The organism is Actinomycetota bacterium, assembly GCA_040905475.1.
Taxonomy (GTDB): Bacteria; Actinomycetota; AC-67; order AC-67; family AC-67; genus DATFGK01.
The window spans coordinates 56,460-73,025 of record JBBDRM010000139.1; the positions used below are offsets into that span (position 1 = coordinate 56,460).

General features: G+C 68.5%; 18 protein-coding genes and 1 riboswitch. Of the genes, 8 read left to right on the forward strand and 10 right to left on the reverse strand.

The annotated features are described in order from the left end of the window. Positions 1-229: 229 nt before the first annotated feature. Positions 230-1,600 (forward strand): cystathionine beta-synthase, encoded by a 1,371-nt coding sequence (locus WEB06_17385; protein ID MEX2557388.1) that lies wholly within the window; start codon positions 230-232, stop codon positions 1,598-1,600. Further along, entirely contained in the window at positions 1,600-2,730 is a 1,131-nt protein-coding gene (locus tag WEB06_17390) for a cystathionine gamma-synthase (GenBank protein ID MEX2557389.1), read from the forward strand. The genes WEB06_17385 and WEB06_17390 overlap by 1 nt, the downstream gene beginning before the upstream one ends. On the opposite strand, the gene WEB06_17395 is transcribed toward WEB06_17390, so the two are convergent. The 9 genes from WEB06_17395 to WEB06_17435 all read right to left on the reverse strand — a co-directional run bounded on the left by WEB06_17395 (position 2,699) and on the right by WEB06_17435 (position 9,534). Next, positions 2,699-3,259, reverse strand: coding sequence for a hypothetical protein (locus WEB06_17395; protein MEX2557390.1), 561 nt, complete (start codon positions 3,257-3,259; stop codon positions 2,699-2,701). The two genes, WEB06_17390 and WEB06_17395, sit on opposite strands and share 32 nt — an antisense overlap. A gap of 103 nt (positions 3,260-3,362) precedes the next feature. After that, positions 3,363-4,943: an MFS transporter gene (locus tag WEB06_17400; GenBank protein MEX2557391.1), complete on the reverse strand. Its 1,581-nt coding sequence runs from the start codon at positions 4,941-4,943 to the stop codon at positions 3,363-3,365. A 125-nt stretch (positions 4,944-5,068) separates the two neighbouring features. Next, positions 5,069-5,236 (reverse strand): hypothetical protein, encoded by a 168-nt coding sequence (locus tag WEB06_17405; protein ID MEX2557392.1) that lies wholly within the window; start codon positions 5,234-5,236, stop codon positions 5,069-5,071. An 88-nt stretch (positions 5,237-5,324) separates the two neighbouring features. Beyond that, the gene (gene thiE / locus WEB06_17410; GenBank protein ID MEX2557393.1) at positions 5,325-5,963 is read right to left on the reverse strand and encodes a thiamine phosphate synthase; all 639 of its coding nucleotides are present in this window, start codon (positions 5,961-5,963) and stop codon (positions 5,325-5,327) included. Continuing rightward, on the reverse strand, positions 5,963-6,181 hold the full coding sequence (gene thiS / locus WEB06_17415; GenBank protein ID MEX2557394.1) for a sulfur carrier protein ThiS: 219 nt from the start codon (positions 6,179-6,181) through the stop codon (positions 5,963-5,965). The genes thiE and thiS overlap by 1 nt, the downstream gene beginning before the upstream one ends. Continuing rightward, the gene (gene thiH / locus WEB06_17420; protein ID MEX2557395.1) at positions 6,182-7,324 is read right to left on the reverse strand and encodes a 2-iminoacetate synthase ThiH; all 1,143 of its coding nucleotides are present in this window, start codon (positions 7,322-7,324) and stop codon (positions 6,182-6,184) included. It lies immediately after the preceding gene. Next, complete coding sequence (locus WEB06_17425; GenBank protein MEX2557396.1) at positions 7,321-8,115, reverse strand: thiazole synthase; 795 nt, start codon at positions 8,113-8,115, stop codon at positions 7,321-7,323. The genes thiH and WEB06_17425 overlap by 4 nt, the downstream gene beginning before the upstream one ends. 40 nt (positions 8,116-8,155) lie before the next feature. Continuing rightward, positions 8,156-8,241, reverse strand: a riboswitch (TPP riboswitch). A gap of 70 nt (positions 8,242-8,311) precedes the next feature. Further along, the gene (locus WEB06_17430) at positions 8,312-8,677 is read right to left on the reverse strand and encodes a hypothetical protein (protein ID MEX2557397.1); all 366 of its coding nucleotides are present in this window, start codon (positions 8,675-8,677) and stop codon (positions 8,312-8,314) included. Continuing rightward, positions 8,659-9,534: a complex I NDUFA9 subunit family protein gene (locus tag WEB06_17435; GenBank protein ID MEX2557398.1), complete on the reverse strand. Its 876-nt coding sequence runs from the start codon at positions 9,532-9,534 to the stop codon at positions 8,659-8,661. Before WEB06_17435 ends, WEB06_17430 begins: the two co-directional genes overlap by 19 nt. 73 nt (positions 9,535-9,607) lie before the next feature. Between WEB06_17435 and WEB06_17440 the strand changes: the two genes are divergently transcribed. After that, positions 9,608-11,428, forward strand: a complete 1,821-nt coding sequence (locus WEB06_17440; protein ID MEX2557399.1) for a PASTA domain-containing protein — start codon at positions 9,608-9,610, stop codon at positions 11,426-11,428. 30 nt (positions 11,429-11,458) lie between these two features. Then, positions 11,459-12,385: a DMT family transporter gene (locus tag WEB06_17445; GenBank protein MEX2557400.1), complete on the forward strand. Its 927-nt coding sequence runs from the start codon at positions 11,459-11,461 to the stop codon at positions 12,383-12,385. 67 nt (positions 12,386-12,452) lie between these two features. On the opposite strand, the gene WEB06_17450 is transcribed toward WEB06_17445, so the two are convergent. Next, positions 12,453-12,728 (reverse strand): hypothetical protein, encoded by a 276-nt coding sequence (locus tag WEB06_17450; protein MEX2557401.1) that lies wholly within the window; start codon positions 12,726-12,728, stop codon positions 12,453-12,455. 477 nt (positions 12,729-13,205) lie between these two features. On the opposite strand from WEB06_17450, the gene aroF reads away from it, so the two are divergent. From aroF to WEB06_17470, 4 genes are all read left to right on the forward strand, one after another. Next, complete coding sequence (gene aroF / locus WEB06_17455) at positions 13,206-14,255, forward strand: 3-deoxy-7-phosphoheptulonate synthase (GenBank protein ID MEX2557402.1); 1,050 nt, start codon at positions 13,206-13,208, stop codon at positions 14,253-14,255. Positions 14,256-14,387: 132 nt separating this feature from the next. Beyond that, the gene (locus WEB06_17460; protein ID MEX2557403.1) at positions 14,388-14,924 is read left to right on the forward strand and encodes a hypothetical protein; all 537 of its coding nucleotides are present in this window, start codon (positions 14,388-14,390) and stop codon (positions 14,922-14,924) included. Positions 14,925-14,972: 48 nt separating this feature from the next. Continuing rightward, a complete protein-coding gene (locus WEB06_17465; protein MEX2557404.1) occupies positions 14,973-15,641 on the forward strand; it encodes a response regulator transcription factor in 669 nt (222 codons plus the stop codon). Further along, on the forward strand, positions 15,638-16,566 hold a 929-nt coding region (locus tag WEB06_17470; GenBank protein MEX2557405.1), incomplete at its 3' end, for a HAMP domain-containing protein. The genes WEB06_17465 and WEB06_17470, both read left to right, overlap by 4 nt.

A 16,566-nucleotide genomic window follows, 5' to 3' on the forward strand; every position in this document is an offset into this window, starting at 1 on the left:
CCACTCCCCCACCGCCGAGCTTCCTCCCGACGTCGTGGCGGATCTGCGCGCACGGATCCCCCGCGAGGTCGGCGTCGCGGGACCGGTCGCCGAAGCGGCCAAGGCGGCGCTCGCGCTCGAGCGCAGCGGGTTCCCCGTCTCGCTTATCACCGACGAAGAGCCTCCGGACATCGCGCAGCTCCAGCAGGCCGGCATCAGCGTCCTGCCCGCAAGCGATCGAGGGGCGGCGATGGAAACCGCGGACTCGCTCCTCGACCTGGTGGGCAACACACCGCTCGTGCGCCTCGACCGCATCGGGCGAGACCTCGCCCCCACCTTGCTGGCCAAAGCGGAGCTGCTGAACCCCGGCGGGAGCGTGAAGGATCGGATCGCGCTCGGCATGGTCGAGGCGGCCGAGCGCGAGGGGCTGCTGAAACCCGGCGGCACCATCGTGGAGCCTACCTCGGGCAACACCGGCGTGGGCCTCGCGATCGTGGCGGCGCGCAGGCGGTACCGCTGCGTGTTCGTGATGCCCGACAAGATGAGTCAGGAGAAGATCTCTCTGCTGCGCGCCTACGGCGCCGAGGTCGTGGTCTGTCCCACGGCCGTCGCGCCCGAGCACCCCGAGTCCTACTACAGCGTGGCGAAGCGGCTCACCGCGGAGATCCCCGGCGCGTTCCAGCCGAACCAATACGCCAACCGCGAGAACCCCCGCGCGCACGAGCTGACGACCGGGCCGGAGATCTGGCGACAGACCGCCGGCCGCATCACGCACTTCGTCGCCGGGATCGGGACCGGCGGCACGATCTCGGGCACCGGCCGCTACCTCAAGTCGCAGAACCCCAACGTCCAGATCGTCGGCGCTGATCCCGAGGGCTCGGTGTACTCCGGAGGCGGCGGGCGCCCCTACATGGTCGAGGGCGTCGGCGAGGACTTCTGGCCGGAGACCTACGACCGCTCCGTCGTCGACCGCATCGTCGCCGTATCGGACCGCGACTCGTTCCTCACCGCTCGACGGGTGACACGCGAGGAGGGGATGCTCGTCGGGGGCTCGGCGGGCCTGGCCGTGAAGGCTGCCCTGGTGGTCGGCGCCGAGCTCGGACCCGACGACGTCGTCGTCGTGCTCATCCCGGACTCAGGCCGCGGCTACCTGTCGAAGATCTACAACGACCACTGGATGGCGGAGTACGGCTTCCTCAAGGTCGGCGGCCAGACCGTCGCGGACCTCGTCGGGCGCAAGGGCGGCGGGATCCCCGCGCTGGTGCACATGCATCCCGACGAGACCGTGCGCGACGCGATCCGGCTGATGCGCGAGTACCAGGTCTCGCAGGTGCCGGTCGTCAAGGCCGAGCCGCCGCTCGCGTTCGCGGAGGTCGTCGGCGCGGTGAAGGAGCGCGACCTCCTCGAGAAAGGGTTCCGCGACGACGCGATCCTGGACCGGCCGGTCGGTGAGGTCATGGGGCCGCCGCTCCCCTCGGTCGGGATCGGCGAGTCGATCGATCAAGCGGTAGAGGCGCTCGAGCGCGGCCCCGCGGTCCTCGTCGTGGACGGCGGCCACCCGGTCGGCATCATCACGCGGTCGGACGTGCTCGATTTCCTGTCGTCGCGCGGGAGCCGGTAGTGGAGTTCGAGACCCGCGCGATCCACGACGGCCAGGAGCCCGACCCGGCCACCGGTGCGATCGTCACGCCGATCTACCAGACCTCGACCTACGTTCAGGAGGCGGTCGGCAAGCACAAGGGCTTCGAGTATTCGCGCACCGGCAACCCGACCCGCACCTCGCTGGAGCGCTGCCTCGCGTCGCTGGAGGGTGCCGCGCACGGTCTCGCGTTCGCGAGCGGCATGGCCGCCGAGGACGCGATCCTGCGAACCCTGTCTCCCGACGACCACATCCTGATCCCGCACGACGCGTACGGCGGGACCTACCGGCTCGTCGCCCGGGTCTACGAGCCGGCGGGGTTGAGCTTCACGCCGGTCGACATGACCGAGGCCTCGGCGTGCATGTCGGCCTGGCGCGACGAGACGAAGCTCGTGTGGATCGAGACTCCGACCAACCCGCTCCTCCGCGTGATCGACATCGAGGCGGTGTCCGAGCTCGCGCACGAGCGCGGCGCGCTCGTCGTCGTGGACAACACGTTCGCGACGCCGTATCTCCAAACGCCGCTCGCGCTCGGAGCCGACATCGTCGTGCACTCGACGACCAAGTATCTCGGCGGACACTCGGACGTGGTCGGTGGGTTCCTCGCGATGAACGACGACGCGATCGCCGAGCGTCTGGCTTTCCTTCAGAACGCCATGGGCGGCGTTCCGGGTCCGTTCGATTGCTGGCTCGTACTGCGCGGACTCAAGACGCTCGCCGTACGGATGGAACGTCACTGCGCGAACGCGCGCGCCGTCGCGGAGATGCTCGCCGGGCATCCTGCGGTCGCCGAGGTCTACTACCCGGGGCTGGACTCGAACCCCGGACACGAGACCGCGAAGCGCCAGATGCGCGACTTCGGCGGCATGGTCTCGTTCACGCATCGCGACGGCGAGCAGGCGGCGCTGGACATGGTCACGCGTACCCACCTGTTCTCGCTCGCCGAATCGCTCGGCGCCGTTGAGTCGCTCATCGAGCATCCTGCCCGCATGACGCACGCCTCGGTCGCGAACTCGCCGCTCGCCGTCGACCCCGCGCTCGTGCGCCTGTCTGTCGGCATCGAGAACGTCGACGATCTGCTCACCGACCTCCGCCGCGCTTTGGACGGCTAGTCTTACCGACGGACGTCCTCTGCAAGAACATGTTCGGCTCTTTCGCCCGCTTCGCAAACGCGGCCAGGTCTTCGGCATGCTCGGTCTGAGGCACGTTCTGGGCCGCGAGTTGAACACGAACGGCTTCGGCAGCAGCGGTCTCGCGTCGGCTGAAGCGTAGACACGTCTCGGTCTCGGGCGCCGCAACCTCCGCGTTTCCCCACCGCATCCAAAGGAAGCGGTACTTCGGGCAGTGTCTCGTCCGAACGATCGGATCGTGCCGAAGCAACAGTAGCCACTGATGGCCGAGGTCCCGTTCGGCGAACTCGTGGACTTGTGCCCAACTGAGCTCGAAGTCCAAGGAGCGGTCCTCGCGCAGAGCGTCTTTCGCTACGAGGATCCGACTCGCCGTCACGAGCACATAGTCGTAGCCGGACTCCGGAACCTGCGATGTCGCCGACGGGAACTCGTCGGTCCGGCCTTCGCCGAGGACGGACTCGCCCATCGTCAGCCGACGAAGGGCCTCGCTGGCTCGGTCAAAGGGTTTCATGAGATGAGACTACCTTCGTCACGGCGATGATCCGCAGCGTTACCGAGTGCAGGGGCGCCAAATATTGGTATGGATCTCCGACTCGACACACGAGGGGCCCGGTTTACACCTCCGGCGGGCTGAGCTCATCGAGCGCCCGCCCGCGGCCCTCCGGCAGCCGAGGGATCAGGAACAGCGCGACGACGATCGGCGCGATGCACGTGAGGGCCACGGCCTTTCCGATGTCGCCCAGCGGATCGGCGAGGTAACCCGTCAACAAGAGACCACCCGCTGCACCGACGACGCTGAACGTCAGGAGCACGGCGCCTGCCCGGCCACGAACCTCGGTCGGGAACAGCTCTGTGTTGAACGCGGTCAGCGCGGGCCCGGACATCGCTCCGGCCACGGTCGCGACCAGCATCGAGATCCACAGCGCTGCGCCGCCGGTCAGGAAGAACGCGATCGACGCGATCCCGAGCGCGAGCGTCGTCCGCGACGCGACAACACGTCGGCCGCTCGACTCGGCGAGCTTGCCGCCCGCCACGATCGCGAGCAAAGCCGGGAGACCTTGGGTGACGCTGCGGAGCAGGAAGATCCCAGCTCCGGAGTAGCCGTGGACATCGGATAAGTAACGGTTCGTCCACTGCAAGCTCGGCGAGCCGAAGAAGCCGAGCAGCAAACCCATCGCCGCGGCGATGAGGAAACGTCCGCCGTAGACGGCGTCGACGAGCTCGCCGGCTCGCGAGGAGGCAGCACGGGCGGACAGCGCCGTGTAGCGCCGGGTCTCTTGCAGGCGCCTCGCGAGGCCGGGGAGCAGGAAGAGCCCCAAGCCGGCGATCACGTACATCAGGCGCCATGCCTCCCCGGCAAGATCCGCGAACGGCAGCAGTCCCGCGGCGAGCGCGAACCCTGCCCCGCTCGCCATGCCGGCGATCGCGAGCAGGAACGCCCGAGATCCTTCCGGCGCCTCCTCGGTAACGGCGACGAAGCCGATGATCCCGGCGAGCTGAACGAACCCTCGGACGAAGACCTGCGCCGCGCCGAACGTCACGAGGTTCGGGGCCGCAGCCGAGATGATGCTCGCCACGCAGACGCCGATGATCGCCCCGAGCAGGATCCGCCTGCGGCCGGTGCGGTCTGCGAGCGTCGCACCAACGAGCCCCACCAGCACCCCGATCCGCGTCACCGCGAGCGCCACGCCCAGGTCGGCGTCGGATGCTCCGAACGAGTCCGCCACGTAGTCCAGCGTGTTCGTGAACAGTCCGCCGCAGTAGCCGGCGACCAGAAGCGCGGCGCAGATCGTCGCGATCGTTGCGGCGCGGCTGCCTTCGATCCGGTCACGCGGCGCCCAGATCGGACGGCGTGGCTCGGGAGGCTCGGGCCGGCCGGCGGCGCGCGCCTCGATCACATCGGCCATGTGCGCCAGCGTCCTGCGAACCGCTCGCCCGATCAGCGGACGGAAGAGGAAGCCGAAGTACGGCATGCGAAGGTCGATCACCGCCCGCAGGGTGAGCGTGGTCTCGTCCCCGTCGGTCGTCAACTCGCCGAATCGCTCCACCTCCTCGGCGACGTCGGCGACGGAGCCCCACCGGATCTCGCGACCGTCGACGAGCGGATCGGTCGGATCCGCGAAGCCCGTTGTAACGGGTTCGGCGGCCGCGCGAAGGACGGCGTCGGGTGACGCCACGATGCGCCGGAGAAGCATCGCTAGAGCGACGAAGGGTTGGGGTCCGTACGCACGCGCCGATGATACGGACCGGGGACGGTCACCGCCCTCTCGGACGTGCGGAGAGGCCGTCCAGAGAGGACGGCCCCTCACGCGGGGGGGACTTAACTCGACAGTGAGGCGCTCTCCTTGGAACCCCCCGAAACATCGTCGTCCTCCGGCCGAACGTCGGCCACGGCCTCACCGTCTTCGTTGATGGCGATCTCGGCGCGCAACTCGCACGCGCTGAGCGCGACGGCGAGCGCGGCGACGGCAAGCAGGGTGCGGCGCACGACTCCTCCTCGATCCGCTCTTTCGCCGGAGGATTCGGACCATCCAGTCCCCGACTTGAGCCCCGCCACGGAGCGTGACGGAAACGGGTCAGCCGAGCGCGGCGCGAAGACCCTTCACGGCGGCTCCCGGGTCCCCGGACAGCGTGACGGCTCGCACCACGACGATCCGGGTCGCGCCGGCCGTTCGCACCTCGTCGAGGTTCGAGTCGTCGATCCCGCCGATCGCGAACCAGGGTTTCCTCACCTCGGCTGCGGCGAGACGGACCAGGTCGGTGCCGGCAGCCGGACGGCCGGGCTTCGTCGGCGTCTCATGCACGGGACCGACCGCGAGGTAGTCGACGTCCTCGGCCTCTGCTCGTCGAAGCTGATCCGGATCGTGCGTCGAGCGCCCGATGATCACGTTGCGACCGAGCAGATGCCGCGCCGCGCCGACCGGCAGGTCGTCCTGTCCGAGGTGCACGCCGTCGGCTCCGGCGGCGAACGTCAGGTCGGCGCGGTCGTTGACGATGAACGGCACGCCGTGATGATCGCAGGCTTCGCGGAAGATCTCGGCGCGCTCGAGGATCGGCCCGGCCTCGAGCTCCTTCTCGCGGAGCTGGATCACGTCTACCCCGGCTCCGAGGACCTCGTCGAGGAACGTCCGCAGCTCTTGGCCCCCGTCGCGTCCATCGGTCACGAGATACAGACGCGCCGCGTCGAGCTTCGCGCGCGCCTCTTCCGGATCCATCAACGCGAGGCGCCTCCGGCAACGGCACGCACGATCTCGAGCCGGTCGCCCTCCGCCAGCCGTGTCATGGCGAACGCGCTTCGCTCGACCGGCTCACCGTTGCGTTCGACGACGACCCACTCGGGCTTCCAGCCGACGCCGTCGAGCAGGTCGCGGATCGTGGAGCCGGCGGGGACCTCCCGCAGCTTTCCGTTGGCCACCACGGTCAGCACGGACATCTAGGCGCGGAGTACCCCGTCCCAGTCCTTCCAGACGACGTCGTACCCGATCCCCGACAGCGCAGCAGCGACCTGCCGTGGCGTCCGGGTGTCGTTGACCTCGAACTGCCCTTCCGCCGCGTCGGGTTCGGTGTAGCCGCCGGGCTCGGTGTGCGATCCGGCGCTCGTGTGGGTGACGCCGAGCGGCACCAAGGCGTCGCGGAACCCGGCCGCCTCGCGCGAGGACATCACGATCCCGGCGTCGGGCAGGAACAGCCGCAACGCGCAGATCGTTTGAGCCAGCTCGCGGTCGGACACGTCGGCGCGCGGGACGTATCCGCTCGCGCTCGGACGGATCCGCGGAACGCTCACCGTTACCTCCGAGCGCCAGAACCGGTGGGTGAGGAACCGCGCGTGTGCCGCTGTGGCGATCACCTCTTCCCGCCACGGATCGTGCAGGCCGAGCAGCGCGCCGACGCCGAGGCGCCGGATGCCGGCCCTCCCGGCGCGCTCCGGCCCCTCCAGCCGCCAGTCGTAGTCGCGCTTGCGCCCGGCGACGTGATAGTCGCGGTAGGCGGCGCGGTCGTAGGTCTCCTGGTAGATCACGACGCCGTCGCACCCGGCGGCGACGAGCCGCCGGTACTCGTCCTCCGACCAGACCTGGACCTCGATCGACAGCTGGGGCACGACGCGAGACAGCGCGCGCAGGGCCTGCTCGAGGTAGTCGACCCCGGTGATCTTCTGGTGCTCTCCCGTCAGGAGCAGGAGATGCCGGAATCCGTGCGCGGTCAGCGCCTCGGCTTCACGGACCGCCTCCGCGACGGTCAGCGTGCGCCGGACGATCTCGAGGTCCTTCGCGAACCCGCAATAGGTGCACGTCGTCAGGCACTCGTTCGAGAGGTAGATCGGCGCATACATGTGGACAGTCTTGCCGAACCGCCGGACGGTGAGCCGGTGCGCCGCCTGCGCGATCTCCTCCAGACGCGCGCCGGCGGCCGGCGAGAGCAGCGCCGCGAGATCTTCCAGGTCGCGTTCCCCCGCCCCGCGCGTGAGCGCACGCGTCACGTCGGACTCGCTCGCAGTCACGGAACGCGAGGCGATGTCGCGCAGGCCGATCGCGTCGAGCTCCTCGGAGAACGTTCGATCCGCGGTGAGCGTCGTCACGGCGAGATGGGTGCCATCGGGTCGAGGAACCCCGTGAGCGGGCTCGACGCCTCGGCCTCGATCCGCTGCGGCGCGAGGCCAGCGACGTACGCGTCGCGCCCTGCCTCGACCGCCTTGCGGAAGGCGATCGCCATCCGCGATGGATCCCGCGCGACCGCGATCGCCGTGTTGACGAGCACCGCGTCGACCCCGAGCTCCATGGCTTCCGCCGCGTGCGACGGCGCGCCGAGCCCGGCGTCGACGACCACGGGCACCTCCGCCTGCTCGACGATGATCCTGACGGCGTCGCGCGTCCGCATTCCGAGGTTCGATCCGATCCATGCGCCGAGCGGCATCACCGTCGCGCAGCCGGCTTCCTCGAGCCTTTTCGCAAGCACCGGGTCCGCGTTGATGTACGGCAGCACCGTGAACCCCTCGGTGACGAGGATCTCGGCGGCCCTCAGCGTCTCGATCGGGTCGGGCAACAGGTACCGAGGATCCGGGGTCACCTCGAGCTTCACCCACGCCGGAAGGCCCATCGTGCGCGCAAGCCGCGCCAGTCGAACCGCCTCGTCCGCGGTCATCGCGCCCGACGTGTTGGGCAACAGCAGATACCGCTCGGGGTCGATGAACTCCAGGATGTCGGGGCCGCCGGTCGCGTCCAGGTCCACGCGGCGGAGCGCGACCGTGACGATCTCGGTTCCGCTGGCGGCGAGCGCGTCGCGCATCGCCTCGCCGGACGGGAACTTCCCGGTCCCGACGATCAGCCGCGAGCCGAACGCCCGCCCCGCGATGATGAGTCGATCGTCCATGAGATGCGAAAGGCCACCGATCCCGGTGGCCTTGCCTTCCTCCCTCCGCCGGCGTTACCCGGATCAGGTTCTGTGGGTCGCCGCCCGCATCAGACGGCCTCTCAGCCCGGTGCTCCGAGCTCCCCGCTGCTGTAGTTGTCCCCCCGATGATAGCGCTTCCGGCCGTGTCGAACCGACCCGGCCCGGTCACTCAACCTCAGGCCTCGGGGTCGATGAAGTTCAGCGAACGGAGCACCTGCTCGATACGGTCGAGCTCGCTTGCGACGAACGACACGTCGGCCGCGCCGCGCGAGTCGTATTGCGGGAACAGGAAGAGATTCAGCGCTTCGTTGGAGCCGATCTGCATGCCGCGGTGGTCGAAGAACTCCCCCACCGCGAACTCCCACGTGAACAGGATCCCTTCCTCCTCGGGATCCCAGTGAACGTGGTAGGTGAGATATCGGTTCGCCGCCTTCGCGTACTGGAAGTCACCCCGCCGGCTTTGCTCCACGAGCCGGAAGCCCAGAGCCTCCAGATCGTCGTGAAGCGTTTCCGGCCCGGCCATCACAGCCTCGCGAGCCATCGCAGATCCGTATCGGCCATCCGGACCGGCGGGAACCCGAACGCCCGCTCGACCGAGTCCGGTGCGCACGTGTTATCGAGCACGACCATGTCGAGCTGCTGGTTCGTCACCAGCGGTTCCTTGCGCATCCCTTGCACGAGCGCGAACGGCCGCGCGGCCCACACCGGCAGGGACACCATCCGCCGCTTCTTGCCGAGCGCCTTCATGACGGTGCGAACGATATCGGAGAAGGTCAGCACCTCGGGACCGCCGATGTCGAGCGCCGCTCCCACCTGCTCGCCGCGAAGCGACCGCACGACGCAGGTGGCGAGGTCCTCGATCGCCAGCGGCTGGAACCGCGTCCTGCCCCCGGCCGGCATCGGGTAGACGGGCGCCCATCGCAGCGACCAGACAATGGGACGGAAGAATCCGGCTCCCTCCCCGAACAAGACGCTCGGCCGCAGGATCGTCCACTCGAGCGAGGACCCACGGACCGCCTGCTCCCCCAGCCACTTCGAGCGCAGGTAGGGGAACCGCTCGTCGGGCCCGGCGCCGAGCGCCGACTGGTGGACGAGCCGGCGAACGCCGGCGGACTCCATGGCGGTCACGAGTTTGCCGGTGCCCTGATGGTTGACCGCCTCGAACGTCTGCGAACCGCGCTCCACGATGATGGCGACGAGATGGACGACGGCGTCCACGCCTTCGACGGCCCGGCGAACGGCTTCTGGGTCCGCGATGCTTCCGGCCAGGACCTCGACGCCGTGCGGAGCGCCGTCGGTATCGCGACCGAGCACGCGGACCTCGAACCCCTCGTCTCGCAGCCTGCGGACGAGATGGCTTCCGACGAAGCCCGTACCGCCTGTGACCAGGACCTTCATCCCGACCCGAGTCTATTCGGACGAACCGGGTTGCGTGCCCGCCCTGCCTCACGTCACTACACTTGTGCGCGACGTGGCGCAGGACATCGGATCCGATCGCCGCATCGCAAGCCTCGTCGGCGGTCGCTACCAGATCACCGGCCTCATCGCCTCCGGCGGAATGGGTGAGGTCTTCCAAGCGCACGACCGCGTTCTGGATCGACGCGTCGCGCTGAAGGTCCTCCGTGCCGGCATCGGCTCCGACGCCGACTTCATCGAGCGCTTCCGCAAGGAAGCGACCATCGCCGGCCGTCTCTCGCATCCGAACATCGTCCAGGTCTACGACTTCGGCCGCGGCGAGGACGGCTCGGCCTACATGGCCATGGAGTTCGTCGACGGACAGAACCTCCGCGAGGTCCTGAATGCGAACGGCCGCCTTCGTCCCGCGATCGCCTCACGGATCACCGCTCAGGTCTGCGCCGCGCTGGAGGCGGCTCGCAGGGCCGGGCTGGTCCATCGCGATGTGAAGCCGGAGAACATCCTCCTCACTGCGGACGGCGGCGTGAAGGTGGCCGACTTCGGGCTCTCCCGCACGATGGCGGAGTCCCGCGCAACGCAGGCCGGCGTCCTGATGGGGACCGCGCACTACCTCGCGCCCGAACAGGTCGAAGGCCACCCGAGCGACCACCGGGCCGACATCTACGCGCTCGGCGTCGTGCTCTACGAGATGCTCACCGGTGAGACGCCGTTCACCGGAGACAACCCGCTCGTGATCGCCTATCAACGGGTGCGGAACGACGTGCCGAAGCCGAGCGCACGGGTCGGAGGCGTGCCGCCCGGGCTCGACCAGGTCGTCGCGCGAGCGACGGCGCGTGACGCCGACAACCGCTTCGCTTCGGCCGCGGAGATGGGCGAGTCGCTCCGCGGCGCGACGCCGCGCTCGGACACCGGCGAGGTGAGCACGCTCGTCCATCCGACGACGGCGATCCCGATCGGCACGCAGGAGACGATCCAGATCCGCCGCAGGCGCGGCCCGCGCTTCACGCGTCGTGGCCTCATCGTGGTTGCGGCGCTCGTGGCTGCGCTGCTCGCGTCGATCCCGCTCCTGACGGGCGCGCTGGCGCAGGTCGATGTCCCCGCGGTCCAAGGCGCCACGAAAGCAGACGCGCAAGCGACGCTCGAGAAGGCAGGCTTCAAGGTCGCAACAGAGACCGAGAATCACCCCGACATCGCAGCCGGACGCGTGATCCGGACCGATCCTGCGGCCGGGATCTCGGCGCGGAAGGGCTCGACGGTGAAACTGATCGTCTCGGCAGGGCCGGTGACGGTCCAGGTGCCGAACGTACGCAACATGAAGTTCGAGGAAGCCGAGAAGGAGCTGTCCGGCAAGGGCCTCGAGGTGATCAAGGTCGAGCAGTTCCACGCGACCGTCGCCAAAGGGCTCGTCATCGACCAGGACCAGAACCCGGGAGTGATCATCACGCAAGACACGCCGATCACCCTCACCGTCTCCAAGGGCAAGGAGCGCGTCACCGTTCCCGACGTGATCGGCAAGACCGAAGCCGAGGCGACGCAGCTCTTGAGCGCGGCCGGGCTGCAGATCACGGTCGAGCGTTCAAACCACGCGACGGTCCCCGCCGGGCAGGTCATCGACCAGAGCCCCGGGAAGGGCGTCAAAGCCGACAAGGGCTCGAAGGTCAAGATCGTCGTCAGCAACGGGCCGCCGAAGGTGGCCGTGCCCGACCTCGGTTGCAAGACGCGCGCGGTCGCGGAAGATATGGCGGCGGCAGCCGGGCTCAAGATCAGCTTCGAGAACGATGGGAACAAGGTCGTTGACCAGACACCACCTCCAGGAACCCAAGTTCCTCGAGGATCGACCGTCACCGCGCTCATGGGCAAAGGCGTGTACTGCTAGCCGTTTAACCGCCGCCTATACTCCCCGGCCGTGCGGGAGCCGGGCGTTCGAAGGTTCTGGTGGGTCGCGGCTCTGCTCGGCGTCACCGCAGCTTGGGGGGCCGCCTTCCCGGTCGTGAAGTGCGCCTTGGAGCGCTGTTCGGATATCCGCGGCGGGCTCGGTCTCGATTCGGTCGATCGGCCGACCGAGCCGCTCCTGTTCCTGTCGCTCCGATTCGCGATCGCGGCGGTCGTCGTGGGCGCTGCATCGATACCGATGCTTCGCCGTTTGACCCGCCGCCAGGTGATCGTGGGCTGCGGGATCGGCCTGGCTCTCTGCGCGGGATACGTCTTCCAGACGTTCGGCCTCGAGCGGACCACGGCTTCCAACGCCGGCTTCCTCACCGGGCTCTACGTCGTGCTGACCCCGCTCCTCGGCGCGGTGGTGCTCCGCAAGCTCCCCGCCGGGTCGACCGCGGCGGGAGCCGTGATCGCGTTCGCCGGCCTTCTCTTGATCGCGTCGCCGACCGGCGTGAGGATCGGGCTCGGCGACGGGCTCGTCGTGGTGTGCGCTTTCTGCTTCGCGATCCACTTCCTGCTTCTCGGACGGTTCGCCGGAAGCGCGCCGCTGGCGGCACTCGTGACGCTGCAGCTCGGCGTGACGGCCGTCGTGACCGGCTTACTCTCGGTCGCGACCGAGCGGGCTCCCATCCCGACCGAATCGGGCATCTGGGTCGCGATCCTCGCCACCGCGATCCTCGCGACCGTCTTCGCGTTCTTCATCCAGACGGGAGCGCAGCGGTTCATCCCGCCCTCGCGCACGGCGGTGATCCTCACGATGGAGTCGCCGATGGCCGCGCTGTTCGGCTTCCTGATGCTGAACGAACGGCTCACCGCGCGCGGATGGATCGGCGGGGGGCTGATCGTGGCGGGGATGTTGGTCGCGGAGCTCATGGCTCCGGCGAAGGAAGAAGTGTAGCGGTTAGATCTTGCGGTAGCGGCGGCGTGCGATCAGCTGCGCCACGAAATGAGCGAAAGCGGTCATCTCAGTTGCTCCAGGTCGAAAGCGGGCCGGCTTCGCGTGCGAAGGCCGCTTCCCACATCGCGCCGAGGATCAGGGGCATCAGGTTCGCGAGCGGCGCACCCTTTTGATTGGGCATGGGCGGAAGGCCGCTGTCGTTGATGTGGGTGTAGTTCAGGCCCGAAGCGGTTACGCCTGCGTAGGTACCTTCGGCTGGTGCGAACGCGTCCCCTGCGTAGCCCACTCGACCCCAAACAGCCTGGTTACCGAGGGTGTTCTTCGGGTCCGCGATCCGGTCCATCGTCTGGCTCCTTGGCGGCTTCGCTAGCATCTTCGGCGCCACGTGACGCCCCTTGACCGTCCATTCAGCCTGTTTCTGCGTGTACAGATGGACTACCGAGCTGGGACGATCGACCTACCTTCCGTGGGGTCCAAGGAGCTGAACGCACTACCTCGGAGCCCGTACACATTGAAGAACGACGAGGGATGAGAGGGTGACGTAGTACCAGGGTCCCTTCTTACATCCCTCAAATGGGTGGTTCGCGGGGAACCCCTGAACCGTCCCGATGAGGACGCTCCCGCTCCCGAGAACCTTGACAGGGCGAGCGAACCGCACCTACCATCCGGCCACGATGCAGCGGTATTACTGGTTCTTCGGCACCTCCGGACGCCCGGGGGCTGAGGCCGTCTAGAGCCGAAGCCGCAAGAGCCAGCCCCGGGCAGACCGCCCGGGGCGTTTCGTTTCTAGAGCCCGGGCGCCAGGTGGGAGGAGACGGACATGGTGGTGGTGATGAGCCCGGCAGCGACCGACGAAGAAGTCGCGGCCGTGGTCGAGGTTATCGAGGACGCCGGCGGCGAGACCTTCGTCTCCCGCGGGAAGCACCGCACCCTTGTGGGCCTCGTCGGCGACACCGAGCGCTTCATGGCCCTGCCCCTGCCCGGCATGCCCGGCGTGGATCAGGTGATCCGGGTCGGCAAGCCCTACAAGCTCGTCGCCGCCGAGTCGCGTCCCACCCCGTCGGCCGTCCAGGTCGGGCCGGTGACGATCGGGCGCGACCGCTTCTGCGTCATCGCCGGGCCCTGCGCGATCGAGACCGAAGACCAGGCGATGACCTCAGCCCGCGCGGCCAAGGCCGCAGGAGCCCACGTGCTCCGCGGCGACGCGTACAAGCACCGGACCTCGCCGTACGCCTTCCAGGGCCTCGCGAGAAAAGGCCTCGAGATCCTGGCGCAGATGCGCGCGGAAACGGGCCTGCCGGTCGTGACCGAGGTGCTGCAAACCTCGGACGTCGAGGTCGTCGCCTCCTACGCCGACATCATCCGGATCGGCGCCCGGAACATGCAGAACTTCCAGTTGCTCCGCGAGGTCGGACGCATGGGCCGTCCCGTGATGCTCAAGCGGGGTTTGTCGGCCACGATCGAGGAATGGCTCATGGCCGCCGAGTACATCGCACAGCAAGGGAACGAGGACATCATCCTCTGCGAACGTGGGATCCGGACCTACGAGCCGATGACCCGCAACACGCTGGACCTTTCGTCGGTGCCGCTGATCCACCGGCTGTCCCACCTTCCGGTGATCGTCGACCCCTCGCACTCGAGCGGCAAGCGCGAACTCGTCGCGCCGTTGGCGCTCGCGGCGGTGGCGGTGGGCGCCGACGGCGTCATGATCGACATCCATCCGCACCCGGAGACGGCTCTGTGCGACGGCCCGCAGGCCTTGACCATCGAGGAGCTGTCCCCGCTGGTGGCCGACATGGCAAAGGTTGCGGCCGCCGTCGGCCGCTCGCTCGCGAAATCATCCCGAGGACTCAGCGCCGTCGGCGAATAGCCTTCCGGTTTCCCCTATTCGGCCGGTTCCGGTCCCGGGATGATCGTCCCCGAGCCCGGACGGACCATTGCTGCGCCCGGAGACGAAGCCTAGATTGGTCACATCGTTTCTGGGGGCCGAGGGGAGGTCGCGATGCGATCCGTCCAGTTCCGTAGGTTCCGACTCATCGTGCCGATCGCGCTCTTGTCGCTCGGCGTACTTTCGTTTGGGATGAGCCTCCAAGTTGGAGCCCGAGGCACGAATACCAACGATGAGGTCACGGTGGTGAATCTCTCGGGTGGTCCCGTGAGCACGACCGATAACAATGTCTCCGTTACGATCCCATTGAACGGTGCCGCGTCGTACACGTTCACCCAGAAGGCCGGAACCGCCGTACAGCTGATCGCGACCACTGAGATCGACGACAGCGACGCTACCGCCTGCGCGTGGCACGTCATCGTCTACGGCGACAAGCTCCAAGCGCGCATCGACGGCGCCACCGAGAAGGGCGAAGTCGGCGAGGGATCGGGCATCGGGGGACTCGCCGCCCCCGCGACCGACACCGTGATTACGATCCAGGCGCTCGTTCGCGAGTTAGACCAGTGCGACCAAGAGGTCGAGGGGATAGCCGACGAGGACACGATCACCGTGAACTCGCTTCGGGTTTCGGTGATCACGCTCCGCAATTAGCCATCGCTCACTCGGTTCTCAGATTCTGGGACTAGCCTGAGAGCCGTGATGGGTGGACGTGTCCTGGTCGTCGACGACGACCGCAGGCTTCGGGACATGCTCAGACGCGTCCTCGAGGCCGAGGGCTTCACGGTCGACACCGCCGAGGACGGCGGGCACGCCCTGGCGGCGATATCGCAGCGAGCTTTCGATCTGGTCGTGCTCGACGTGCTCATGCCCGGCGTGGACGGGCTCGGGGTCGCGCGGCGGCTGCGCCAGCGAGGCGATCCCACGCCCATCCTGATGTTGACCGCGCGCGACGGCGTCGCCGACCGGGTCGCCGGCCTCGACGCCGGCGCCGACGACTACCTCGTCAAGCCGTTCGCGCTCGACGAGCTCATGGCGCGGGTGCGGGCGTTGCTCCGGCGAGCGACCGGCGAGTCGGGCGAACTGCTTCGGTTCGCCGACGTCGAGGTCGACCCGCGCACGCGGCAGGTGACCCGCGGCGGCCGGGTGATCGAGCTCACCGCGAAGGAATGGGAGCTACTCGACTTCTTCATGCGCGAGCCGAAGGCGGTTCACGACCGGTACCGGATCCTCGACGAGGTCTGGCGCGGGGAAGAAGTGGCATCGAACGTCCTCGAGGTGTACGTCGGGTACCTGCGTCGCAAGCTCGGTGAGCCGCAACTGATCCAAACGGTACGCGGCGTGGGATACACGCTCAAGGAGCCGTCGTGAGCCTGCGGGCACGACTCACGCTGATCTCGACGGTCGTGCTGACCGTCGTCATCGCCATCTTCGGGGCCGGCGTGTACGTTCTGCTCGAACGGAACCTCCGCTCGCGTATCGATTCCGGATTGGTTCAGCGCGCCGCAGAGGTTGGACGCGCGATGCACGTCGCCCCCGGCCAAGTGGCGATCAACACCTTCGGGTTCAGTAAGCGCAACACCTACATCCAGATCGTCGACGCAGACGGGACGGTCGCCGCGCGGTCGGACGCGCTCGGGCCCGTCGTCCTGCCGGTGGACGAACCCGTCTTGCAGGTGGGGCAGGGCAAGCGTGAGCCGTTCACGAGAGATGTCAACGTCGACGGAACGGCACTACGCGTCTACGCCAAGCCTCTGGTCGACCAGCTCGGGGCTCCGGTGGGAACCGTGCTCGTAGCGGCTCCGATCGACGACGTCGAGGACACGCTTAGCCGGCTCCGGCAGATCTTGCTCCTCGCCGGTCTCGCCGGGATCGCACTCGCCGCCGGACTATCGTGGCGTTCCGCGAGGACGGCGCTCCGGCCGGTCGAGGAGATCGGCGCGACGGCGCAACAGATCGGGATGACCGGCGATCTTTCCCGGCGCGTTCCGGCGGGAGGCTCAGACGAGCTCGGCCGGCTCGCGGAGGCGTTCAACACGATGCTGGTGCGGCTCGAGGCCGCCCAGAACGCGCTCTCTCGATCGCTCGCGACCCAACGGCGGTTCGTCGACGATGCCTCACACGAGCTGCGCACCCCCCTCACGATCATGCGCGGGAACCTCGAGGTCGTCGCGCGCAACCCGGCGATGCCGGAACACGAGCGAGCGGCGGCGCTTCGCGACTCGATCGAGGAAGCCGAGCGGATGACGCGTCTCGTCGACGAGGCGCTGTCTAGTCGATTCGGGCGATCTGCCGG